Genomic DNA, 25,612 nt, shown 5'->3' on the forward strand with positions numbered 1-25,612 from the left:
CAACCTAGTATTTAAAGTTAAATTTCAAACCTTATTTTCCTTAAAATTTATACAAATACATTATTTACCTCAACATTGCTTTTAGTTTCACATTTAAATAAATTGAAATAGTTTGTATTGCTTTTCCTATATTTGTCAACTTTTTAAACCATTATTATCTAAATTACTGTAAAATTTCTTACCCACTGTAATTAAAAGATTACAGTTATAAAAAATATAAAAAACAAAATATAAAAAAAGCACTCTTAAAAACGTATTTTAAAAGTGCTTTTCATTTATATTTTATTTTTAAATCTATATTGCATTGTAAATTATTATTGCCAAACTATATTATACTTTTTTATTTTATTTATTATGGTTGTATGTGATACCCCTAACACCTTAGCTGTTTTTCTAAATGTTTTATTTTTTTTCAAAGCTTTTATTATAGCTTCTTTTTCACAAGCCTCCACAATATCTTTTAACTTTAAGTCACTTGCTTCTTTTACTTCATCTAAACTTATAGGATTAATATATGAATTAATCATTAGATGTTTTTTTGTAAGAAGTTTACCATCACATAAATTCATAGCTCTTTCAACAACATTTTGTAACTCTCTTATATTTCCTGGCCAATTATATTTCATAAGCTCCTTAATAAAATCATATTTTACACCTAATATTTTTTTTGATAATTTATGGTTTAATTTTTTTATGAAAAATGTGACCATATCAGGTATATCTTCCATTCTCTCTCTTAGGCTTGGTATAAAAATAGGTATAACATTAAGTCTATAATATAAATCTTCTCTAAACTCACCCTTTTTAACCATTTCTTCTAAATTTCTATTTGTAGCTGCTATAATTCGCACATCAACTTTTTCTTCCGTGCAACTTCCTATTTTTCTAACAACTCCATCTTGCAATACTCTTAAAAGCTTAGCTTGAAGCACCATTGAAAGTTCTCCTATTTCATCTAAAAATATTGTTCCTTCATTGGCTTCTTTAAATAATCCCTCTTTTCCATTATTATTTGCACCAGTAAAACTCCCCTTTACATAACCAAATAATTCACTTTCTATTAAATTTTCTGGTAATGCAGCGCAATTTAAAATTACAAACCTTTTGTCTTTTCTATTACTAAGTCTCTGAATAGCCCTTGCAAAAAGTTCTTTACCTGTTCCACTTTCTCCTCTCAATATAACTGTGGAATTACTCTTAGAGACAGTTTTAACAATATTCTTTACTCCTTTTATAGCTTGGCTATTACCAATGATATTGCCAAAAGCTTCTTTATCCATTTTAGATACTACACTTGCAAGTTCTATTACTTTTTTTATATCTGTTATTGATGATACAACTCCAATACTTTCTCCACTATCATCCTTTACAGCTATTCCCGTTGTTAAGTATTGTATATCTCCTTTTTTGCTATTAATTTTTATTTCAACATTCTTATAATCTTTACCACTTTTTATTAAATCTATTATAAGTGGATCTTCTAGAACAGTTCTTATATCTTTGTCTATAATATCATCTTTATTACAATTAAAAATCTTTTCACAATAACTATTGAAGATTTCTATATTTAAATTTTTATTTACATATATTACTCCATCATCCACCGCATCTATTATAGCCAATAATTTTCTTTCATTTTTTTCATATTCTAAAAGATTAATTTCACATACCATTATTATTCCACTTACTTCATATAATTTTTTCTTTATTAAGTCTTTATTATGAGAATAAATATCTTCAATTTTAATGAATACTGTTTTAGGAAATACTTCTATGGATACAATATTTATATTTAAGTCATAAATTTTTTTTAATATGTCAAAAGTTATTCCTATTCTGTCCTCAGTTACTATTTTAAATCTAATATACTTTTTCATATTATCTCCTCTTAATATATGTTATTGTTTAAACTCATGATTTATTAACCACTACAATTTATAGCTAACCATACTTTTTATATTTAAATAATAGCTTGAGAATCTGTGTAAACATTTACATAAGACTTGTTATTTATATGATTTTTATATTTAAAGTATAAGTATCCTTATATATATTTTAATTTGTTATAAAGATTATTCAAAGCATAAATACCGGGTACACATTCCATTTTAAGGGAAATACCATTTGATTTTTTTAATTATCGAACTTACTTAACTATTTCCTTATTTTTTTATTTAATATGATTTTTAATAAAAATAAATCTTCTTATATTGCATTTTAATAATTTATGCAACATAAGAAGATTTACTTTCAATAAGCACTTATATAGAAATATATCAAAAAATAAAAAATGGCTCCGCGAAGAGGACTCGAACCTCCAACCTATCGGTTAACAGCCGAGTGCTCCACCATTGAGCTATCGCGGAACATTAATTAAAAGAACTTTTTGTTCTTTCAAAATTGCACAGTGATAATAATTTATTTGATCAAGCCCTCGACCTATTAGTATTGGTCAGCTGAATACATTACTGTACTTACACCTCCAACCTATCAACCTGATAGTCTTTCAGGGGTCTTACTAGCTTACGCTATGGGAAATCTAATCTTGAGGTGGGCTTCACGCTTAGATGCTTTCAGCGTTTATCCCTTCCCAACATAGCTACCCAGCTGTGCTCCTGGCGGAACAACTGGTGCACCAGAGGTTGGTCCATCCCGGTCCTCTCGTACTAAGGACAGCTCCTCTCAAATTTCCTACGCCCACGGCGGATAGGGACCGAACTGTCTCACGACGTTCTGAACCCAGCTCGCGTGCCGCTTTAATGGGCGAACAGCCCAACCCTTGGGACCGACTACAGCCCCAGGATGCGACGAGCCGACATCGAGGTGCCAAACCTCCCCGTCGATGTGGACTCTTGGGGGAGATCAGCCTGTTATCCCCGAGGTAGCTTTTATCCGTTGAGCGATGGCCCTTCCATACAGAACCACCGGATCACTAAGCCCGACTTTCGTCCCTGCTCCACCTGTATGTGTCGCAGTCAGGCTCCCTTCTGCCTTTGCACTCTACGCGCGATTTCCGACCGCGCTGAGGGAACCTTTGGGCGCCTCCGTTACCTTTTAGGAGGCGACCGCCCCAGTCAAACTGCCCACCTAGCAATGTCCTGTGACCAGATTCATGGCCTCCAGTTAGAATTCCAGTACTATCAGGGTGGTATCCCAAGGATGACTCCACCAAAGCTGACGCCCTGGTTTCTAAGTCTCCCACCTATCCTGTACAGACAATACCGAAATTCAATGCTAAGCTACAGTAAAGCTCTACGGGGTCTTTCCGTCCAACCGCGGGTAGCAAGCATCTTCACTTGCACTACAATTTCACCGGATTTACTGCCGAGACAGTGCTCAAATCATTACGCCATTCGTGCGGGTCGGAACTTACCCGACAAGGAATTTCGCTACCTTAGGACCGTTATAGTTACGGCCGCCGTTTACTGGGGCTTAAGTTCATAGCTTCGCTTACGCTAACTATTCCCCTTAACCTTCCAGCACCGGGCAGGCGTCAGCCCCTATACATCAGCTTACGCTTTAGCAGAGACCTGTGTTTTTGATAAACAGTTGCTTGAGCCTATTCACTGCGGCCTACTCTCGTAGGCACCCCTTCTCCCTAAGTTACGGGGTCAATTTGCCGAGTTCCTTAGCAGTAATTCTTCCGACGACCTTAGGATTCTCTCCTCATCTACCTGTGTCGGTTTGCGGTACGGGCACCATTTTGCTCCATAGAGACTTTTCTTGGCAGCGTGGAATCAGATACTTCGTCAAAAATGACTCCCCATCACACCTCAGGCTTAATGTTAAGCGGATTTGCCTACTTAACACCCTAAGTGCTTAGACGCACATCCAATAGTGCGCACATCCTATCCTCCTGCGTCATCCCATTTGTCAAACGCATTATGGTGGTACTGGAATATCAACCAGTTGTCCATCACCTACGCCTTTCGGCCTTGGCTTAGGTCCCGACTAACCCTGGGAGGACGAGCCTTCCCCAGGAAACCTTAGATATTCGGTCAACAAGATTCTCACTTGTTTTTCGCTACTTATGCCAGCATTCTCACTTCTGTACTGTCCACCACTCCTTACGGTATGGCTTCAACCTGTACAGAAAGCTCCTCTACCACGTATACAAAGTATACATCCATAGCTTCGGTGGTAAGTTTGAGCCCCGTTACATCTTCGGCGCAGGATCTCTCGACTAGTGAGCTATTACGCACTCTTTAAATGAGTGGCTGCTTCTAAGCCAACATCCTAGTTGTCTTAGAAATCCCACATCCTTTCCCACTTAACTTACACTTTGGGACCTTAGCTGATGGTCTGGGCTGTTTCCCTTTTGACCACGGATCTTATCATTCGTAGTCTGACTGCCGGGGTACAAGTATATGGCATTCGGAGTTTGATAGGGTTCAGTAACTGTTGTCAGCCCCTAGCCCATTCAGTGCTCTACCTCCACTACTTAATTACCCGACGCTAGCCCTAAAGCTATTTCGAGGAGAACCAGCTATCTCCGAGTTCGATTGGAATTTCTCCGCTATCCACAGCTCATCCCATGGCTTTTCAACGCCAACGTGGTTCGGACCTCCACGGAATTTTACTTCCGCTTCATCCTGGCCATGGATAGGTCACCCGGTTTCGGGTCTACAATATGCAACTAGTTGCCCTGTTCAGACTCGGTTTCCCTTCGGCTCCACACCATAAGTGCTTAACCTTGCTGCACATCGTAACTCGCTGGCCCGTTCTACAAAAAGTACGCCGTCACACTTTAATGTGCTCCGACCGATTGTAGGCACACGGTTTCAGATTCTATTTCACTCCCCTCCCGGGGTTCTTTTCACCTTTCCCTCACGGTACTGCTTCACTATCGGTCACTAGGTAGTATTTAGCCTTGGGAGATGGTCCTCCCAGCTTCCCACAAGGTTTCACGTGTCTCGTGGTACTCTGGAGTAGATCTACTTTTCTTTCCTTTTCGCTTACAGGGCTATTACCTTCTATGGCGGAGCCTTCCAGCTCTCTTCAACTAAAGAAATCAAAGCGTTGTGATCTATCCGCAACCCCAGGAACAAGTTCCTGGTTTGGGCTCTTCCCCTTTCGCTCGCCGCTACTTAGGGAATCGAATTTTCTTTCTCTTCCTCTGGGTACTTAGATGTTTCAGTTCCCCAGGTGTACCTCCATATACCTATGTATTCAGTATACAGTATCTAGCAAAGCTAGATGGGTTTCCCCATTCGGAAATCTACATATCACAGGCTATGTGCGCCTACATGTAGCTTATCGCAGCTTATCGCGTCCTTCATCGGCTCCTAGTGCCAGGGCATTCACCGTGCGCCCTTTGTAGCTTGATCTATCATCATCTACTAATTTTCATTAGTGTCTAGGTTTAGATTATTTCTAATCTTATTAATTCGTTTCTTTATCACTGTGCAATTTTCAAAGAACAATTCACTTAATTGAGATATTCAATTAAGAAAGTGGTGGGTCTAAATGGACTCGAACCATCGACCTCACGCTTATCAGGCGTGCGCTCTAACCAGCTGAGCTATAGACCCATGTGGTGGAGATAAAGAGATTCGAACTCTTGACCCCCTGCGTGCAAGGCAGGTGCTCTCCCAACTGAGCTATACCCCCACTAAACCAATAACTGATAATACCTCTTGTAAAACCAATTATTGATATTATGTATTGAAAGACTTAGTCTTTCAAAATTAAACAGAATCAGGTTTCCAGTCTGGAAGCTTTGCTTCCATTCTCCCTAGAAAGGAGGTGATCCAGCCGCAGGTTCTCCTACGGCTACCTTGTTACGACTTCACCCCAATCACCAATCCCACCTTCGACCGCTGGCTCCTTACGGTTACCTCACGGGCTTCGGGTGTTACCGGCTCTCATGGTGTGACGGGCGGTGTGTACAAGACCCGGGAACGTATTCACCGCGACATGCTGATTCGCGATTACTAGCAACTCCAACTTCATGTAGGCGAGTTTCAGCCTACAATCCGAACTGGGACTGGCTTTCAAGTTTTGCTCCCCCTCGCGGGATTGCTGCTCGTTGTACCAGCCATTGTAGCACGTGTGTAGCCCTAGACATAAGGGGCATGATGATTTGACGTCATCCCCACCTTCCTCCACGTTAACCGCGGCAGTCTCGTTAGAGTGCTTAACTTAATAGTAGCAACTAACAATAAGGGTTGCGCTCGTTGCGGGACTTAACCCAACATCTCACGACACGAGCTGACGACAACCATGCACCACCTGTCTTCCTGTCCCCGAAGGGACTTCCTCAGTTACGAGTAATTCAGGAGATGTCAAGTCTAGGTAAGGTTCTTCGCGTTGCTTCGAATTAAACCACATGCTCCGCTGCTTGTGCGGGTCCCCGTCAATTCCTTTGAGTTTTAATCTTGCGACCGTACTCCCCAGGCGGAATACTTAATGCGTTTGCTGCGGCACCGAGGGTGGTACCCCCCGACACCTAGTATTCATCGTTTACGGCGTGGACTACCAGGGTATCTAATCCTGTTTGCTACCCACGCTTTCGTATCTCAGTGTCAGTTACAGTCCAGAAAGTCGCCTTCGCCACTGGTGTTCTTCCTAATCTCTACGCATTTCACCGCTACACTAGGAATTCCACTTTCCTCTCCTGCACTCTAGACACCCAGTATCAAATGCAGCTCCCAGGTTAAGCCCGGGAATTTCACATCTGACTTAAATGCCCACCTACATACTCTTTACGCCCAGTAAATCCGGACAACGCTTGCCACCTACGTATTACCGCGGCTGCTGGCACGTAGTTAGCCGTGGCTTCCTCATTAGGTACCGTCATTATCGTCCCTAATGACAGAGTTTTACGATCCGAAAACCTTCATCACTCACGCGGCGTTGCTGCGTCAGGGTTTCCCCCATTGCGCAATATTCCCCACTGCTGCCTCCCGTAGGAGTCTGGACCGTGTCTCAGTTCCAATGTGGCCGATCACCCTCTCAGGTCGGCTACGCATCGTTGCCTTGGTGAGCCGTTACCTCACCAACTAGCTAATGCGCCGCGGGTCCATCTCAAAGCGGATTGCTCCTTTGATTATTCTACGATGCCGTAAAATAATGTTATGCGGTATTAATCTCCCTTTCGGGAGGCTATCCCACTCTTTGAGGCAGGTTACCCACGTGTTACTCACCCGTCCGCCGCTAATCCACTTCCCGAAGGAAGCTTCATCGCTCGACTTGCATGTGTTAGGCACGCCGCCAGCGTTCGTCCTGAGCCAGGATCAAACTCTCAATTTAAAAGTTTAATCTTACTCAAATTTATTGACTGGTTTATTACCTATATTCTGTTTAATTTTCAAAGACCATTTTCTTTCGCCATCTCTTGACGACATTGTTAATTTTATAATATTTTATTTGTCTTGTCAACAATAAATTTATTTAAAATTTACATTTACACGAGTTGTGTTTATTGTTGTAAAGACGAATAGTATTTTATCAAAATTTATACATATTTTAAAAATCTTTTTATACATTTTTTTAAAATAAATTTGTTTTTCTTAAAATTATTCTTTTTTTCTCTTATTTTTATAAAAAGACACTGTAGGATAAGTTGTAATTAAAGGATACACTATTTATATTATTTTTAGTGTATCCTTTAACATTTTAACTTATTGGTTAAATAAATGTATTTATATATTTTTTATTTTGAATTTAAATATTAAAGTACTTATCTAGTTCCTCTGAAAGACTTTCATTGTAATTATCTGTAAATCGACTTATACCTTCATGTGGTTCTACATAAAACCCATCTTCACTGCCTACAACATCCATATCCACTAGATTTTTAGTAGCTTCTCCTGTAAATAATGCATCCCATTGCTCTTTATCTACTAATTTAGAAAATTTATCATAATCTTCTTCTTTTAAAATTGAGTTAAATCTTTCATCATAGAATAAAACCAAATCTTCATTGTTAGTTACAATAATTTTCTCTACCTGTGTTGAAACCGGTCCTTCCAACTCATCTGTTACCAAAATTAATCTTAAAGTATTATCATCCTCAAATAACTTTGCACATTGAACCTTCCATACACCAGTATCGTTTTTTACCCATTTATTATTATCAATTATGTCTTTTATTCTTTTTTTCCAATCCATATAGGTATCCTCCTTAATATTATTTTTAATTCATCTTTATATTTAGTATTTCCTAGTAATAAATTTTTAAAAATAAAAACCCAGGAAATATTATCCTGAGTTTTGAAATCAATAATTTTATTTTTTATATTACGAAACATTTAAATTACATAGAAATCACATTAAATAAAGATAAAATTATAAGGACTATACCTAAAAGTATTCTATACATAGCAAATACTCTCATAGGCTTTTTCTTTAAGAAAGTAATAAATTTATCCACAACTATTAAAGCTACTATAAAAGAAACTATAAATCCAACAGTAAGTCCAACTATATGCATTGATCCTAAAGCAAATACATTAATGTCTTTTAATGATTTATATGTAACTCCAGCCATTACAGGTAATGCTAAGAAAAATGAAAATTCAGCAGCTGCAACTGTTGATAATCCTACTATCCAAGCACCTATTATAGTTGAAGCTGATCTTGACATTCCTGGCCACAATGCTAAACATTGAAAACATCCTATTATAAAAGCTTGTTTAATAGTTACATTATCTATATCTTTAGTTGTAAACTTACCTCTATATCTTTTTTCAGCAAATATCATCCAAATAGCACCAACTATTAATGCTGCTGTTACAGAACCTGGATTAAATAACTTTTCATTTATCTTGCTATGAAATTTCAATCCAAGAACTCCTGCTGGAACTGCTGATACGGCTATATTAAGCCAAAACTTAAAACCTGATTTAGGTTTTGAAGGAGCAAAGTTTTCAAAACTTCTCTTAATTTTATCCCAATATAATACTACTATAGCCAAAATAGCTCCTAATTGTATTATCATTGTAAATGCATCTATATATTGTTTGGTATATAATGAAGCCGGCATTACCCCTTCTTTAAAATTAATAAGATCTTCCACAATTATCATATGCCCTGTTGAAGAAACTGGTAAAAATTCAGTAATACCTTCAACTATACCTATGATTATAGCCTTAATTATAAACCATAAATTTTCCAAATCAATATCCCTCTTTCGATTACAAATTATTTGTTTTTACATTTTAAAATTATACTATTTTAAAATTTGCTTTGTCCACTAGTTTTTATATTATTTATTGTTATATTGAAATTCCACTTCTCTTATTACAGTTTTACCATCCTGCGATAATTTAATATTTGTTATTCCTTCTTTTATTTTAACATTAAAATATTTATTCTTTTCTTCAAAAGGTGAATCATTAATACTTATGTAATACTTGTCTTCCATAGAACTATTTTTAAATACTCCAACACAAAGTTCCATCTTCACATTTTCATCTTGTTTATCTTTTTTAGATTTTTTTCTTGTATTAACCTTTGAAAATATAATAGTTGGCTTTTCATTTGTATTATAACTTTGTTTTTCCTTGTTAGGATCTACATCAAATAAGTGCTTATCTTTTGTGTAAATGGAAGGATACTCTAATGGATTTTTTATGGATACTTTATTATCACTGTCTTTTCCTAAATAAGTTATATAGCAATTACTCTTTTTCACATCATAAACCGTATTATCTATTTTTATAGTATAATTTGAAAAATACTTGCTCATTTTTTCCTCATATTTTTTAGGTTTTTCTGCCCCAACTATATTCAAATTATATATTCCTTTATCTATAACTTCTATAGCACTTAATGGAGTTTCTTTTTCTTTAACGTATACTCCATTTATTAAATCTATCATTATCCATTTATTATACTTTTCATCCCATATTTCACACACAAATAAATCTGGGCTTTCCTTTTTTAATTTTTCATTTGCTAAAACAGTATATTTTCCTAGTCTACACATTATATTTTCTGAATTACAAAACTCATTAAATACTGTGCAAATTTCTAAATTTGAATACTTTTTAGATTTATTTTTACCACTTAATATATCAGCAGCACCCTTATTTTCAAGCTTATTTTTTTTATTTTTATCATATTTCATATTAGCTTTAGTCCACTTCATAATATTTAAAGCTTTATTTAATTTTTCTTTTTCCCCTCCTACAATTTCTTTTACTTTATACTTACTATTTAGTTCATTTAGTATGGGCAATTCCGATGTACCATAATATAAATTTATATTTTTATCTGTATATAAGTTGTCCCACTTTACTATAGTTAAATTATTTTTTACAGACAATTTTTGTATTTTAAAATTTATGCCAATAGCAAATCCTATAATAACTAATACCATTAAACCTCTTATTAACTTTTTCCTTTTTTTCATTTCTATCTCCTTAAATAAAATATTTTAAAAGAAAAACTACTATACTATAGAAGTATCGTAGTTTTCAATATAAAATTAACATGGATTAACATGAACCATACAATGTTTAACTTTGTCCGTTGTTATTTCTACTTTGTTATGAACTTTTTCTGCAATTTCATGAGCTTCACTTACAGATAAATCTTTGTCTACACTGATTTCAACGTCAACATATAATCTAGTTGCGTGAACCCTTGTTTTAAGATCATCTACCTTTATTACTCCATCAACATTTAAAATACTTTTTAATATTTCATTTACTGTTTCATTATCTGCTGAACAATCCATAAGTTGATTTGTAGCATCTATATATATGTCTATTGCAACTTTCATAATAACTAAACATATAACAATTGATGCTATAGGATCTAAAATTAGATAACCAAGTCTTGCTCCTAGTATTCCAATTAAACTTCCAACAGATGATAACGCATCTGATCTATGATGCCATGCATCTGCCATTAAAGCAGAACTTTGTATCTTTTTCGCTCCTTTAACTGTATACCAATACATCCATTCCTTTATTAATATTGACGCAATAGCTGCGTAAGCTGCTATTACACTAGGTGTTGCGTAGCTTCCTAGTATTATATTCTTTATAGCTTTGTATCCAATTCCAACAGCTGTGATTCCAAGTATTAGTGCTAATAATTTAGCTACAATAGGCTCAAACTTCTCATGTCCATACGGATGTCTTTTATCTTCTGGCTTTTTAGCTAATTTTAAACCAATCATAACACATATTGTACTTAAAACATCTGAAGCTGAATGTACACCATCTGATATCATAGCACTACTTTTTCCAATAAATCCAACTATAGTTTTTCCAATAGCTAGTAGTAAATTTAATAGAATAGTTATTTTTGAAATTTTATTCCCCACTTTGTAACGTTCTTCGCTGTTCAAAATATGCACCTCATTTTTAATTGATAATAATACAATTTATATACTATCTAGTATATGCACTATCTTCAATAAATTCAACAACTTTTTCTCTTAACTTTTATTATCAATTGATAATGATAATTGTAAATAAAAGGTATTGAGTGTTACTTTTATTTTGATACATATTTTTCATTATTATTTTACAGTTTCTCCTTTGAATAATTCGGTTTCAAAATATATTTGTTCATTTTTTACATTTCCTGCTATAACCTCAATCAATAATTCACAGGCTTTTTTGCCCATTTTATATATGGGTTGTGATATTGTTGTAAGTTCAGGTTCTATAAAGCTACATATTTTTATATTATCAAATCCTATGACACTTATTTCTTCTGGTACTTTTATTTTTTTTCTTTTTAAAACCTTCAATCCTCCCAGTGCCATTGCATCATTACTATAAAATATTGCATCTATTTTTTTATTACTTGATACGATTTCTTCAGTAGCCCTCATGCCACCTTCTAATGTAAAATCCCCCTCAAAAATAAGTCCAGAGTAATCTACAGAATTCATTTTCATGGCTTCAATGTATCCATCAATTCTTTGTCTTGATACACTTAATTTTTTTCCACCTGCCACAAATGCAATATTCTTTTTACCTTTACTTATAAGATAATCTACTCCTAGTTTTACTCCTAACTTATTTAAACAATAAACTCCTGGATAATCATTGTTTCCATCTATATATCTATCAACTAAAACAAAAGATACATTGTTTTTCTTTAATATTTCCAGATTATTAACATCTCCCTCTCCCGTTATAAATATAATTCCTTCTACTAATTTTCCTATTAAAAGCCTTATATATTTTTCTTCTTTTTTCCCATTACTATCTGTATTACAAACTATTACATTATAATTTAACTTATGTGCTGTATCTTCTATAGCTCTTGCCATCTCAGAAAAAAATGGATTTGTAATGTCAGGCAATATTATTCCTATTGTCTGTGTTTTGTTAGTGGTTAAACTTCTCGCAATAGCATTTGGAATATAGTTCATTTCCTTTGCTATTTTGAATATTTTTCTTTTAGTTTCTTCGCTTATTTTTACATTTTTCTTGTTCAATACCATAGAAACTGTTGCTTTTGTAACCCCAGCTTTTTCTGCGATATCCTTCATAGTCACTTTTTTCATATAGTTTCTTCCCCCATAAACTGTAATTAAATAATATTATATATGTTTTTTATGCAAAATGAAAACGTCGAATTTATCGACGTTTTCATAAATTTATACCTTATTACTTAGTTACAAGAGTAAGCTTAACAGGAATTTGTCTTGGTATATTTTCACCATTTAAAATTTTCATAGCATTATCTACAGCTGCTTCTCCCATTAATACAGGTTGTTGAGCTACAGTTGCTACCATTTCTTTTTTATCAATAGCTGCTCTTGCATCCTCATCTCCGTCAAATCCAATAACCATAACATTTCTATTTGCTGTCTTTAATGCTTTTGCTGCACCTAATGCCATTTCATCATTATGAGCAAATACCGCATCAAAATCTGATTGTGCTTGGATTATATTTTCCATTACTGAAAGTCCCTGTGCTCTGTCAAAATTAGCAGCTTGACTAGATACAACTTTTACATTATTTTTTTTATCAATTATATTATGAAATCCAGCTCCTCTTTCTCTTGTAGCAGATGCTCCTGGGATTCCTTGTAGTTCAACCACTTTAATATCCTTTTTATCTTTTAATGTATCAATTATATATTTTCCAGCAAGTTCTCCACCTTTAGTATTATCAGATGCTATATGAGATATAACTTTCCCACCATTTGCTTGTCTATCTACAGTTATTACAGGTATATTTGCTTTATTTGCTACTTGGACAGAATTTATAACTGCATCACTATCTGTTGGATTTACTATTAATACAGAAACTCCACCTTGAATTAAATCTTCTATATTTGATCTTTCTTTTGCAGGGTCATTTTGTGAATCTAACACTAAAACTTCACACCCAAGTTCTTTTGCCTTCTTCTCTGCCCCTTCTTTCATAGACACAAAGAAAGGATTATTTAGTGTGGATAAAACCATTCCTACTTTTTTCTTTTCTGATTTTGTATCTTTTGTGCTACATCCCACAAGTGCTACTACTAGTAATGCAGAGGTACAAATTGCTATAAATTTTTTCATTATATTTTTCATATTTACCCTCTCTTACTTTTATTATTTTTTGTTTACTTTTCTATCAACCATAACTGCTAATAAAATTACAAGTCCTTTTACTATTAATTGATAATATGGTGATACATTTAATAAATTTAATCCATTGTTTAAAACTCCTATAATTAATGCACCTATTATTGTTCCTGCTATACTTCCTTCTCCGCCAGCAAGGCTTGTACCACCAAGAACTACAGCAGCAATCGCATCTAGTTCATATCCTGTTCCTGCTATTGCAGATGCAGATCCTATTCTACTTGTTACTACAACTCCACTTATTGCAGCTGTTACACCAGATATTACATAAACTAACATCTTCATTTTAGTTGTATTTATTCCTGATAATCTAGCTGAATCTTCATTTCCACCTAAAGCATATATATATCTTCCACATCTTGTTTCATTCAATACATAAAATGCTACCAAGAAAACTGCTATAGTAATAACTACTGGTAGTGGTATTCCTATAATCTCTGTATTACCTATTTTTCCAAAAGCCTCTCCAAGCTTTGATACTGGTGTACCATTTGTATAAACTTGAGTAACTCCTCTAAATACAGTCATTGTTGCAAGTGTTGCAATAAAAGCTTGAATTTTTCCTTTTGCAATAACTACTCCATTAACTAATCCCACAATTATTCCAACTATTATAGCCACTATAATGGCAACAAATATACTACAGTTTGCCTTAATTAAAGTTGCCGCTACAGCACCACTTATTGCAAGGGTTGATCCAACTGATAGATCTATTCCTCCTGTTAATATTACAAAGGTCATTCCAATTGCAATAATTGCATTAACAGATACTTGAGTAAGTACATTTTTTATGTTTGGCACTGTTAAGAATCTTGGAGATAAGATAGCCATTACAACACATAGAACTAAAAATCCTAATAATGCCTTATATTTCATAACTATATCTTTAAAATTATTATTCATAAGTTTACTCCTTTTTAATTATTTTTTATTTGTGTCTACCTACAGCATATGCCATTATAGTTTCTTGATTTGCTTCTTCCCTTGATAATTCCCCACTTATCTTTCCTTCATGCATAACAAGTATTCTATCGCTTATTCCTAAAACTTCAGGCATATCTGATGAAATCATTATTATAGCTTTTCCATCACTTTTTAGTTCATTTAAGACTTCATATATTTCTTTTTTAGCTCCAACATCAATTCCTTTAGTTGGTTCGTCTATTATTAGCACTTTAGGAGATAACATAATCCATTTTGCAAGTATTGCCTTTTGCTGATTTCCCCCACTTAATTTTTTTATAAGTTGTCCCTCACTTGGAGTTTTAACGGATAACTTTTTAATATATTCTTTTATATCTTCTTTTTCTTTTTTTCTGTCTATCTTTTTAAATGAATTTTCATATGCTGATAAATTTGAAAGACTCATATTTTCCCCTACAGTCATATCTAATATTAGTCCTTCACCTTTTCTATCTTCAGAAACATAGCATATTCCATTTTTTATTCCCTCTTTAGGAGAATTTATGTTAACCTTTACACCCTCCATAAACATGTTTCCTGAATCTTTTTTATATTCTCCAAAGATAGTTTTTGCAAGTTCGGTTCTTCCTGATCCCATAAGCCCTCCAATTCCAAGTATTTCTCCACTCTTTATATCAAAAGTCACATTATTTACTTTATTTTTATATTGAAGATTTTCCACCTTTAATAGTGTTTTTCCGCTTTTAACCTTTTTATATGGAAATTGATCTTCTAATTTTCTACCAACCATCATGGCTATTAATCCATCTTGGTCTATTTCCGAAGTTTTTACATCACCCACGTACTGTCCATCTCTTAAAACAGTTACTCTATCACAAATAGCAAAAAGTTCTTCCATTCTATGTGAAATATATATAATTGCTATTCCTTTTTCTTTTAGTCTTTCTATAACTTCAAATAATTTTTTTGTTTCCACATCTGTAAGTGCTGTTGTAGGCTCATCCATAATTATTATTCTAGAATTTTTAGTTAAAGCTTTTGCAATTTCGATCATTTGCCTATCCCCTACATTTACATCTTTAACTAATGTATTTGGATTAACCTTGCAACCTATTTGTTCTAAAAACAAAGCACTTCTTTCATTAATTATTGATTTATTTATTCTTCTTGTAAACTTACTAAACTTTTCATTTCCTAAAAATATATTTTCAGCTACAGTTAAGTTAGGTAACACACTTAACTCTTGGTGTATAATTGAAACTCCAAGTTTTTCTGCTTCCTTAATATTATGCGGAAAAACTTCTTCTCCTTCTATAAAAATCTTTCCTGTATCTTTTGTGTAAACCCCACTAAGTATTTTCATTAATGTGGACTTTCCAGCTCCATTTTCTCCAAGTAAAGCTAATACCTCTCCACCATAAGCTTCAATATTTATATTTTGTAGCGCTTTTACTGTTCCAAATGATTTTGATATACCTTGCATTTTTAGCATAGGTTGTCTCTTATCCATTTTACCCCTCCTAAAATACTACTCCAGATTTTAATATAATATTGGCATAAGGAGTTTGTTCGCCAGTTCTTATTACTGCTTTACAATTGGATAATTCTTTTTTCAATTCCTCGTGAGATATAAATGTTATTTTTACATCACCAATTTCTTTTTTTATGTTTTCAAAAGTTTCTGGACTAACTTCTTTTGTTTCATGAGCAATTATAACTTCTTCCACTTGTTGTTCTAATAAAACAGCTTTAAGAGTTTGCATAAATGTTGGTACTCCCTTTATTAAAGCTAAATCTATTCTTTTTGTATCATCAGGAATTGGAAGTCCCGAATCTCCAATTGCTATCATATCAGTATGTCCCATTTTTGAAACAACTTCACATATGCTACTATTTAATAATGGCGTCTTTTTCATCTATAATTCCTCCCCATAAAGGTTTTGAACTTCTTTTAAATATGGTATTGATGGCTCTGCCCCTTCTCTTTGTACAGTTATTGAAGATACCATATTGCCAAATTTTATTGATTTTTTAATATTTTCAAAAGTTATATTTTTAACATCTAACTTACTTGCAAATCCACCTATAAAACTATCTCCAGCTGCTGTTGTATCTACTGCGTTAACTTTAAATGCTTGTACTAAGTCTGAATTTTCTTTTGTTATTACAGCAGCACCCTTTGAACCTAAAGTAATGATTACACACTTAATTCCATCTTCTAGCAACACTTTAGATGCTTCTTTTGCACTATTTAAATCAGTAACTTCTACTCCTGTAAGTTCATAAGCTTCAGTTTCATTTGGTATTATAATATCTGTATACTTTAGAAGCTCCTTATTAATTTCTTTTGCTGGTGCAGGATTTAAAATAGTTAATTTGTTATGTTTCTTTGCTAACTTAAACCCCTCTAAAATCGTTTTCATAGGAACTTCGAATTGAGAAATTACAATATCACTATTTTTTATAACTTCATTTGCTTTATTAATTTCATCTTCCTTAATAGTCATATTGGCTCCAGATGCAACAATAATTGAGTTATTCCCCTCATTATCAACTGTGATTAATGCCATTCCCGTTGAGATTTCTTTATCTTTAAATATATAATCTGTATTTATATTGTTCTCTTTTAACTTATTAACTAATATTTGTCCATTTCCATCTACTCCAACTTTACCAATCATAGATACTTTTGAATTCATTCTGGCACATGCTATAGCTTGATTAGCTCCTTTTCCTCCAGATATGTTTTTTAAATCTTTTGCAAATATAGTTTCCCCAACTTTAACCATTCTATCTACTTTTAATACTACGTCCATGTTTATACTACCTATTACACAAATGTTGTTCATATTAACTCACCTCTCAACCAATGTTTTCGTTTACATTATTTATATTAATTTAACCGGTTAAATTAATATTAAGTCATTTATTTCAATATGTCAATATAAAAAATAAAAGATTTCTATTTTTCATTAGAAATCTTTTATTAAAAATCTTTTATTATTTTGTTGTTTCATATATTGCAATAATAGCAAGTCCATTTTTTCACTTAATTTCACAACATCCATATCAACTAAACTGTTAATTTTTTCATCAACTAACTTGTTTAATTTGATTCTTAATTCCTCAATTTGCATTTTAATATAGCCTTCACACATATTATACATTTTTTTACCCCTTCTATCTAACCTAAAATAATCAGTATCAAAATAAATACCAAGTATTCTATTTATACCATATTTTTCAATATTTTTCAATATTTATGTAAAATTACTGTTGTAAAATATATATTAACATCTTTTTATATCGTAATAATAAGGATATTACACAATCAAAATAGCAATATCCTTATTATAATTCTAATTGTAGTTATATACAATACTTCCATTTATTATTGTATAAATAATTTTTGATGTACTTTCTAAAGGATTACCATCTGATATTACAATATCTGCATCTTTTCCAACTTCTAAACTTCCTACTTTATCATCTATTCCTAATATTTCTGCTGAATTTATAGTTATAGTCTTTAGTGCTTCTCTCATTTCTAATCCTTCTTTAGCAGCAAATCCAGCGCAAAGTGGTAAATACTCTATTGGTATTACTGGATGATCCGTCATTATTGCTATTTTTACACCATTGTCATGAAGTACTTTAGGTGTTTTAAATGTTTTATTTTTAACTTCTATTTTACTTCTTGATGTTAAAGTAGGTCCAATAATTGCAGGTTTTCCAGACTTCTTTACATATTCAGGTATTAAATGTCCTTCTGAACAGTGATCTAATGTAAGTTCAACATCAAACTCTTTTGCAATTCTAATTGCTGTTAATATATCATCGGCTCTGTGACAATGTGCTTTTAGAGGTATTTCCTTATTTATAACTGGTAGCAATGCTTCTAATTTAAAATTTTCCTCAAAATACTTGCCTTCTTTTAAAGCATTTTCTTTTTTTACTTTATAACTTTTTGCCATACTTAATATTTGCCTAATCAATGCAGCTGTAGCCATTCTTGTAGTTGGCATTTTATTTTTAGATTTATATACTCTTTTAGGATTTTCTCCAAAGGCTATCTTCATTGCAGCAGGTTCTTTGACTATCATATCATCAACACAAACTCCTTGTGTTTTTAAAATTACAAATTGTCCTCCTATTGGATTTGCACTACCAGGACCTGTCATTACAGTAGTTATTCCACCTTTTCTTGCATCAGAAAAAGAAGTATCCATAGGATTTATTCCATCTATGGCTCTAAGTTGTGGAGCTAATGGATCAGTAGCTTCATTTAGATCTGATCCCTCAAATCCCATATCTTGCTCTAGTATTCCTATATGGCAATGAGCATCTATAAATCCTGGGGTAACATACGCTCCTTTAGCATCTATAACTTGAACATTTCCATCAACTTTTATATTTTCCCCTATTTCTTGTATCTTCCCATCTTTTATAAGAATACATCCATTTTCAAAATCTTTTTCTGCCATAGTAATTATTTTACCATTTTTAATTAGTATCACTTTTAATCCCCCTTTATTTTATTAAAATCCTAAAATTATACTTAACTATAATATAAAATAAAAATGATTACAATTAATAATTATAATCATTTTTATTTTATATTCAGATTGTTCAAAAAGCCCCCAACAATTGGGGGCTTTTGTTTACGCCAAAATTCTCTTATGCGATAGCATTAGAAAAATATTTATTATGTATGTTGATTTGGAATAAATTTGAATTAACGTACACAAAAAAATAGTGCGATAGCACCATGGCTATCTTTTTCATATTCTGAACTGCCGCTGTAAGTAGACATTGTTCAGAAACATTTTTAATTCCACGCATGCGACAATAACGTAGCCCATGTAATTCTTTTGAATCAGCAAAGCTACGCTCAATCTTTTCTTTACGTCGTTTATAAATATTTTTACCTTTTTCTGTTTTAGTAAATCTAAAAATTTGATCTTTATAGTCTTCCCAAACATGACGACGTATAGTTCTATTAATGGATTTATCAGATGTTAAGCAATTATGTTTATATTTGCAAGAAGCACAATGCTCCGCATTACTTACGTATTCTTTATAACCTTCCCTTGTAGTAGTTCTATATTTTAAAAAGCAATTATTAATACACACATATCCATCTAATTCTTTAACATACTGAAATCTATATTTTGTATATTTTCCTTTAACATGGGGTCCTAAACGGAACCCAAAAACACCTTGATAATTTTTGTCTGAAATTTGTTTACAAATAGGATTCGTAGAATATCCGGCATCTGCTACTAAATATTTTGTATTAAAATTAAACTTTTCTATTTGAGTTTCTATTCTTTTAACATAAGGATCTACATCGTTTATATTCCCGGGAGTAACATGAACGTCTGTTATAATATTATACTTTCCGTCAACAGTTCTATGATCTAAATAAAAAAAGCCTTTAGGTTTTCCATCTCTAACCATATATCCACTGTCTGGATCAGTTGTACTTACTTTTATTTCCTTAGTTTCAGCTATTTTAGTCTTTTTTTTTAGAGGCTTTTTATTATGATTAATTCTATCTTTATTAATGTCATTCTCTAATTCATCAAAGTATTCCTTTGTGGATTTAGTTATTTCTTTTTTAATAAGTTTATGTTTATTAGCGTTAGCTTTTAAGTGAGTAGAATCAGTATATAGAATTTTCCCATCAACCAAGTTTCTATTAATAGCTTGAAATACAATATTATCAAATATTTCTTGATGTATATTTGTATTACTAAATCTTTTTGTTCTATTCTGGCTTATAGTGGAATGACTTGGTATTTTATCAGTAAGTCCATATCCCAAAAACCATCTGTAAGCTACATTTACCTGGATTTCTTTTACAAGCTGACGCTCTGAACGTATACCGAATAGGTATCCTATAAAAAGCATTTTAAATAATACAACTGGGTCTACTGAAGGTCTTCCATTATCAGGACAATATAAATCCTTAGTTAAATCTCTTATAAATGAAAAGTCTATGTATTTATCTATCTTTCTAAGTATGTGATTTTCAGGTACTAAATTTTCTATATAAACTAGTTCTAATTGATTTTGTTTTCTTTCATTATTAGTAAGCATTTTTCCTCCGTAGGAGCCCTAACGGGCTAAAAGATTTATTGGTCTAAAATATATATTCTACATAAAAACTAAAAACCCTTTTTGTAATAAATGTAAAAAGGCTGTTGACAAATTATGTTTATCAACAGCCTGAATATAAAATAAAAATGATTACAATTAATAATTATAATCATTTTTATTTTATATTCCTTTGTAACTTCTCTAAAGTATATTGTTTCTTAAAGAATCTTTACTGCTGTACCATATACTATAACTTCTGCTGCTCCTTGCATTATTGCGCTAGTTGCATATCTTATATTTATAACCGCATCAGCACCTAATGATTTTGCTTCTTCAACCATTCTGTTTGTAGCTATTTCTCTAGCTTCATTCATCATTTCACTATACGCTTTTAGTTCTCCTCCAACTAATGTTTTAAGACCACTTAAAAAATCTTTTCCAACATTTTTAGATTGTATTGTAGATCCCTTTACTAAAGATATTGTTTCTATTTCTTTTCCCGATATAAAATCTGTATTTACTAATATCAAATTAATTACCTCCTCAGTTATTTGCCAATATATATTTATTATAACATTTATATTATATGAAAATTATTACAAAAAATAAAATGGCAATAAAAAGCCATTTTATTTTTGTATATCTTCATATTCAACATCTATAACTTTTGAATCAATATCATATTCTTCTGAAAAATCATAATCAACATTTCCATTTACATCATTTTTGATGGAAGTTACATCTTGAAATTTTGATTTTATCATTTTAATACCTTTATATGTTAAAAATCCAACTGCACATATTGGTACTAAAAAAACTAATCCCTTTAAAATTAAGGTAATTACAAATAAAGAAACTATCATAATTAAAAATTTATTTATTATACTTCTTAACCCACCATTATTCATGTATTCCATCCATATCCCTCTCTTCTATAAATATAGATTTCTATACATTATATCATAAATGACATCAATTAAGTCCTCTAAATGTATTAACAAATTATTAATTTAGAATCTTCTATAATATTCTTCTTTAAAGCTATAGTCACTTCCTATAATATCGTCTAAAGTTTTTAAAAGTGCTTCTTTTTCTTCTCCTAAAGTTGCTGCAAGTGGTGCGTAATTAGATGCATGATTACTTCTAAATACACAGTTTTCTACTTCTAAATTTCTTATAAGTTCTCTTGTTTCCACCATTACTTCTTTTGGATTTAATAAAGTTATTTCATTGTTTGCTATTTTTTCATGCATTTCTGTACCTGGTGCATTCATAAGTGTAAGTATTCCTAAATAATCTGGATTAATTGCACTTATAACTCTTGCAGACTCTACTGCATGTAATTGAGATTTTTCTTTTCCACCAAGACCTGAAATTAATGTAGCTGAAAGTTTAATACCTGTTCTCTTTACCTTTTGACCAGCTTTGATTATCTCTTCAGATGTAACACCTTTTTTTACATCTTTAAGAACTTCATCACTTCCACTTTCAACACCTATATAAATTATATCTAATCCTAAATTCTTAAGTTTTATTAAATCTTCTTCACTTTTTCTTAAAATATCTGCTGGAGTTCCATAAACGGCAACCCTCTCACACTCTGGAAATAGCTCTTTAATCTTAATAAGTATCTTTTCTAAATTCTCAGTTTTTAATATTAGAGCATCTCCATCTGCTAAAAATATTCTTCTTACATATTTATAGTATTTTCTTGATAACTCTAAATCTTCAAAAACCTCTTCTAAACTTTTTATCTTGAAGCTTCTATCTTTGTACATATCACAAAAAGTACATTTATTGTGAGAACATCCTAGTGTAACTTGAATTATTAAACTATAGGCCTCACTTGGTGGTCTATAAACTACGCCTTCATATCTCATAAAATCATCCCTTCATCTTAAGTTTATAAACTATTTAAGCTAATTATATATTGTTTTTTCAGTTTAAGCTACAAATTTTTTAAAATTATACCTTTCTTTATTACATTTTGGATATAATGAAGCATCCCATCTATGATCCTTCCTCATTTTTGCATCAGTTATATTAAAATAATCGTGAAGTATTTCTTTTCTTCCACTTGAAGTAAGGGGATTGTCCCATGTAACATCAACATGATAATATTCTCCATCTATCTTAACTATATTCCATGCATGAGGTTCTACTGAGCCATCATGTCCAATACCTTGTCCTGTTACAAATAATGTTTCTATTCCAATAGAATTTAAAATTCTATACATAGCCTTAGCGTATCCTTCACAAACCCCCACACCATTCACTAAAATTCCGTAATCTGTATAAGATTCTTGTGGCATATTACCACTAAACAGTCTTCTATCATAACTTGAATTTTTCACTAAATAATCATGCACTGCTAATTCTTTTTCATAATCACTCATGTAATCTTTTATAAGTGTTTTAATTATATAATCTATCTTTTCTTTTGACTTTCTTTTCATATACTCCATTTTTTCCTTTGGATAAAAATACTCAAGGTCTAAATTCATAATAGCTTTGCTACCTGATATACCTATATTTCCACTTATCCCTTTGTATCCATAATCAATTGTTGGATTTTCTCTTAAAATATCATTTATTATGTATAGAGAATAATCCTTAGAATTATAATTATTTATATTTAATGTAACCTTAGTTTTAAAGGTTGATATAGAATACCTTAAAGCATTATAAAAATCTTGTTTACTGTTTATATTGTTTCCCGGATCATCAAATTCTTCTTTTAATAAGGATTCCTTATTAAAATGGTTGTCTAATGTTTTAGTTTGAAAACTAAATCTTACTCCTCTTAATAGCCTTTTTCCTTCACTTGATTTTATTCCCTCTTTAATTACTATAATGTACTCATTATTAAACTTTAACTTAGATATAGGTTTTAAATTTACAAACTTATCTTTAACATTATATTGTATTGTCACAGGAAATTCCTTACCTGAATCCTTTTCTAATACCTTAATATTATTTTTCAGTGTACTTTCATCTAATGTTTTATTAAAATTAATTTTCCATTCCTTATTTATATTCACTTTTTCAGAATAACTTAACAACCTATATGTATCATCTGTTGCAAATACTCTAATGCTTCCAAAACTTATTCCTAGTATCATTCCTAATAATAAAATTAAAGTATACCTTTTAATTTTAAACTTCATATGAATTCTCCTCTCCACTTTTTATTTTATGACATTAATTTGTATTTACTTAAAATATTTTCTTATTTTACCTTTTATTTTATTATCACCTATTATATGATATATTTATATAAATATTTTTTATAATAAAATTTTATATTGATTTTATTATATAGGTATTCTTAAAACAATATTATTAGGGGGTTTAAAAATGAAGGCAATTATAACAGTATTGGGGAAAGACACTACAGGTATCATTGCAAGTGTAAGCGATATTCTATCAAAATCAAATGTAAATATTCTTGATATAAGCCAAACAATTCTTCAAGAATATTTTACCATGATTATGTTAGTTGATCTATCGAAGGCAACAAAATCTTTCAAAGAATTAAAAGAAATACTAGAAGAAAAAGAGAAAGAACTTAATCTTTCAATAAAAATTCAACATGAAGATATATTTAATTCTATGCATAATATCTAAAAGTGGGTGTAAAAATGATTAGTCAAAATAAGATAATTGAAACCATTCAAATGATTGAAAAAGAAAAACTAGATATTCGTACAATAACTATGGGAATATCACTAATGGATTGTTGTGATTGTGATGGAGCTCGTAGCCGTCAAAAGATTTATGACAAAATAACAAGATATGCTGAAAACCTAGTTAAAGTAGGAAATGAAATAGAAACTGAATTTGGAATACCAATTATAAATAAAAGGGTATCTGTTACTCCAATTTCATTAGTAGCACAATGCTGTAATGATGAAAACTATGTAGAGTTTGCTAAAACATTAGATAAAGCTGCTTCTACTGTGGGTATAAACTTTATAGGTGGTTTTTCTGCTTTAGTACATAAAGGTTGTTCTAATGGAGATATAAAATTAATTAATTCTATTCCACAAGCTTTATATGAAACAGAAAAAGTTTGTTCTTCTGTTAATATAGGAACAAGTAAAAACGGAATAAATATGAATGCTGTAAAAAAGATGGGTAATATAATAAAAGAAACAGCAGAATTAACTAAGGATACAGATGGTCTTGGTTGTGCAAAGCTTGTTGTATTTGCAAATGCTGTAGAAGATAATCCATTTATGGCTGGTGCATTTCATGGAATTGGCGAAGCAGAAAGCATTATAAATGTAGGTGTTAGTGGTCCTGGAACTGTAAAAAAAGCTCTTGAAAGCGTAAGAGGTCAAAGCTTTGATGTGGTTGCAGACACTATAAAGAAAACTGCTTTTAAAATAACAAGAATGGGACAATTAGTTGCTGCTGAAGCATCTAAAAGACTTAATGTTCCTTTTGGAATAATAGATTTATCCCTAGCTCCTACTCCAGCTATTGGAGATAGTGTTGCTCATATACTAGAAGAAATGGGACTTGAAAGTTGTGGTGCCCCTGGTACTACTGCTGCTCTTGCTCTTTTAAATGACGCAGTTAAAAAAGGGGGTATAATGGCAGCTTCTAGAGTTGGTGGTCTTAGTGGCGCATTTATTCCTGTTAGTGAAGATGCTGGAATGATTGATGCGGTTCTAAGAAACTCACTAAATATAGAAAAACTTGAAGCAATGACTTGTGTATGTTCTGTTGGTCTTGATATGATAGCACTTCCTGGAACTACTTCAGCAGAAACAATTTCAGGTATAATCGCCGATGAAGCTGCAATTGGAGTTATTAACAATAAAACTACAGCAGTTAGAGTAATACCTGTTCCTGGTAAAGATGTTGGAGATATGATTGAATTTGGTGGATTGCTTGGAAGATCCCCTATTATGAGTGTTAGCAAATTTAGCAGTGCTGATTTTGTAAACCGTGGTGGATTAATTCCTGCACCAATTCATAGCTTTAAAAACTAATTTTATATTAAGTTATTAATTTCATATAATATATTAAAA

General features: G+C 32.0%; 20 protein-coding genes, 3 tRNA genes and 2 rRNA genes. 2 read left to right on the plus strand and 23 right to left on the minus strand.

The features are described 5' to 3' along the window. Nucleotides 1-314: 314 nt before the first annotated feature. The 23 genes from NT01CX_RS08430 to NT01CX_RS08540 all read right to left on the minus strand — a co-directional run bounded on the left by NT01CX_RS08430 (nt 315) and on the right by NT01CX_RS08540 (nt 23,740). Nucleotides 315-1,877: a sigma 54-interacting transcriptional regulator gene (locus tag NT01CX_RS08430; protein WP_011722648.1), complete on the minus strand. Its 1,563-nt coding sequence runs from the start codon at nt 1,875-1,877 to the stop codon at nt 315-317. Between the two features lie 414 nt (nt 1,878-2,291). After that, a tRNA-Asn gene (locus NT01CX_RS08435) sits at nt 2,292-2,366 on the minus strand. A gap of 56 nt (nt 2,367-2,422) precedes the next feature. Continuing rightward, nucleotides 2,423-5,327 (minus strand): 23S ribosomal RNA (locus NT01CX_RS08440). Nucleotides 5,328-5,454: 127 nt separating this feature from the next. Next, nucleotides 5,455-5,531 (minus strand) — tRNA-Ile (locus NT01CX_RS08445). Between the two features lie 3 nt (nt 5,532-5,534). Beyond that, nucleotides 5,535-5,610 (minus strand) — tRNA-Ala (locus tag NT01CX_RS08450). 128 nt (nt 5,611-5,738) lie between these two features. Continuing rightward, a 16S ribosomal RNA gene (locus NT01CX_RS08455) occupies nt 5,739-7,251 on the minus strand. The 16S and 23S rRNA genes sit together here with 3 tRNA genes alongside, the layout of an rRNA operon. A 414-nt stretch (nt 7,252-7,665) precedes the next feature. Beyond that, nucleotides 7,666-8,112 carry a hypothetical protein gene (locus tag NT01CX_RS08460; protein ID WP_011722649.1) on the minus strand — a complete coding sequence of 149 codons (447 nt, stop codon included), beginning with the start codon at nt 8,110-8,112 and terminating at the stop codon, nt 7,666-7,668. A 145-nt stretch (nt 8,113-8,257) separates the two neighbouring features. After that, complete coding sequence (locus NT01CX_RS08465) at nt 8,258-9,118, minus strand: undecaprenyl-diphosphate phosphatase (RefSeq protein ID WP_011722650.1); 861 nt, start codon at nt 9,116-9,118, stop codon at nt 8,258-8,260. 90 nt (nt 9,119-9,208) lie between these two features. Next, complete coding sequence (locus NT01CX_RS08470; protein ID WP_011722651.1) at nt 9,209-10,357, minus strand: hypothetical protein; 1,149 nt, start codon at nt 10,355-10,357, stop codon at nt 9,209-9,211. A gap of 75 nt (nt 10,358-10,432) precedes the next feature. After that, nucleotides 10,433-11,302 carry a cation diffusion facilitator family transporter gene (locus NT01CX_RS08475; protein WP_039226468.1) on the minus strand — a complete coding sequence of 290 codons (870 nt, stop codon included), beginning with the start codon at nt 11,300-11,302 and terminating at the stop codon, nt 10,433-10,435. A gap of 174 nt (nt 11,303-11,476) precedes the next feature. After that, nucleotides 11,477-12,475: a LacI family DNA-binding transcriptional regulator gene (locus NT01CX_RS08480; protein ID WP_011722653.1), complete on the minus strand. Its 999-nt coding sequence runs from the start codon at nt 12,473-12,475 to the stop codon at nt 11,477-11,479. Between the two features lie 103 nt (nt 12,476-12,578). Continuing rightward, entirely contained in the window at nt 12,579-13,493 is a 915-nt protein-coding gene (rbsB, locus tag NT01CX_RS08485; protein ID WP_011722654.1) for a ribose ABC transporter substrate-binding protein RbsB, read from the minus strand. A 21-nt stretch (nt 13,494-13,514) separates the two neighbouring features. Next, a complete protein-coding gene (locus tag NT01CX_RS08490) occupies nt 13,515-14,450 on the minus strand; it encodes an ABC transporter permease subunit (RefSeq protein WP_011722655.1) in 936 nt (311 codons plus the stop codon). 25 nt (nt 14,451-14,475) lie between these two features. Continuing rightward, entirely contained in the window at nt 14,476-15,981 is a 1,506-nt protein-coding gene (locus NT01CX_RS08495; RefSeq protein ID WP_011722656.1) for a sugar ABC transporter ATP-binding protein, read from the minus strand. A gap of 10 nt (nt 15,982-15,991) precedes the next feature. Further along, complete coding sequence (gene rbsD, locus NT01CX_RS08500; RefSeq protein WP_011722657.1) at nt 15,992-16,387, minus strand: D-ribose pyranase; 396 nt, start codon at nt 16,385-16,387, stop codon at nt 15,992-15,994. Continuing rightward, nucleotides 16,388-17,320, minus strand: a complete 933-nt coding sequence (rbsK, locus tag NT01CX_RS08505) for a ribokinase (protein WP_011722658.1) — start codon at nt 17,318-17,320, stop codon at nt 16,388-16,390. It lies immediately after the preceding gene. A gap of 123 nt (nt 17,321-17,443) precedes the next feature. Then, nucleotides 17,444-17,638: an aspartyl-phosphate phosphatase Spo0E family protein gene (locus tag NT01CX_RS08510; RefSeq protein WP_043878476.1), complete on the minus strand. Its 195-nt coding sequence runs from the start codon at nt 17,636-17,638 to the stop codon at nt 17,444-17,446. A 192-nt stretch (nt 17,639-17,830) separates the two neighbouring features. Further along, nucleotides 17,831-18,988, minus strand: a complete 1,158-nt coding sequence (locus NT01CX_RS08515; protein WP_011722660.1) for an amidohydrolase — start codon at nt 18,986-18,988, stop codon at nt 17,831-17,833. Between the two features lie 144 nt (nt 18,989-19,132). Next, a protein-coding gene (locus tag NT01CX_RS08520) for an IS1182-like element ISCno1 family transposase (RefSeq protein ID WP_242648482.1) occupies nt 19,133-20,573 on the minus strand; the annotation gives its coding sequence in 2 pieces (ribosomal slippage) (nt 19,133-19,222 and nt 19,224-20,573; 1,440 coding nt in all). Nucleotides 20,574-20,791: 218 nt separating this feature from the next. Continuing rightward, nucleotides 20,792-21,103: a YbjQ family protein gene (locus NT01CX_RS08525; RefSeq protein ID WP_011722662.1), complete on the minus strand. Its 312-nt coding sequence runs from the start codon at nt 21,101-21,103 to the stop codon at nt 20,792-20,794. Between the two features lie 99 nt (nt 21,104-21,202). Then, the gene (locus NT01CX_RS08530) at nt 21,203-21,490 is read right to left on the minus strand and encodes an ABC transporter (RefSeq protein WP_011722663.1); all 288 of its coding nucleotides are present in this window, start codon (nt 21,488-21,490) and stop codon (nt 21,203-21,205) included. Nucleotides 21,491-21,583: 93 nt separating this feature from the next. Then, a complete protein-coding gene (locus NT01CX_RS08535) occupies nt 21,584-22,453 on the minus strand; it encodes a radical SAM protein (protein ID WP_011722664.1) in 870 nt (289 codons plus the stop codon). A gap of 63 nt (nt 22,454-22,516) precedes the next feature. Then, a complete protein-coding gene (locus NT01CX_RS08540; protein ID WP_011722665.1) occupies nt 22,517-23,740 on the minus strand; it encodes a transglutaminase domain-containing protein in 1,224 nt (407 codons plus the stop codon). A gap of 190 nt (nt 23,741-23,930) precedes the next feature. Here NT01CX_RS08540 and NT01CX_RS08545 point away from each other — a divergent pair, with 190 nt between their 5' ends. After that, nucleotides 23,931-24,200, plus strand: a complete 270-nt coding sequence (locus tag NT01CX_RS08545; protein WP_011722666.1) for an ACT domain-containing protein — start codon at nt 23,931-23,933, stop codon at nt 24,198-24,200. Nucleotides 24,201-24,214: 14 nt separating this feature from the next. Then, entirely contained in the window at nt 24,215-25,573 is a 1,359-nt protein-coding gene (locus tag NT01CX_RS08550) for a PFL family protein (RefSeq protein ID WP_011722667.1), read from the plus strand. The last annotated feature ends 39 nt before the right edge of the window (nt 25,574-25,612 follow it).

It is taken from the genome of Clostridium novyi NT (assembly GCF_000014125.1).
GTDB classification, from domain to species: Bacteria; Bacillota; Clostridia; order Clostridiales; family Clostridiaceae; genus Clostridium_H; species Clostridium_H novyi.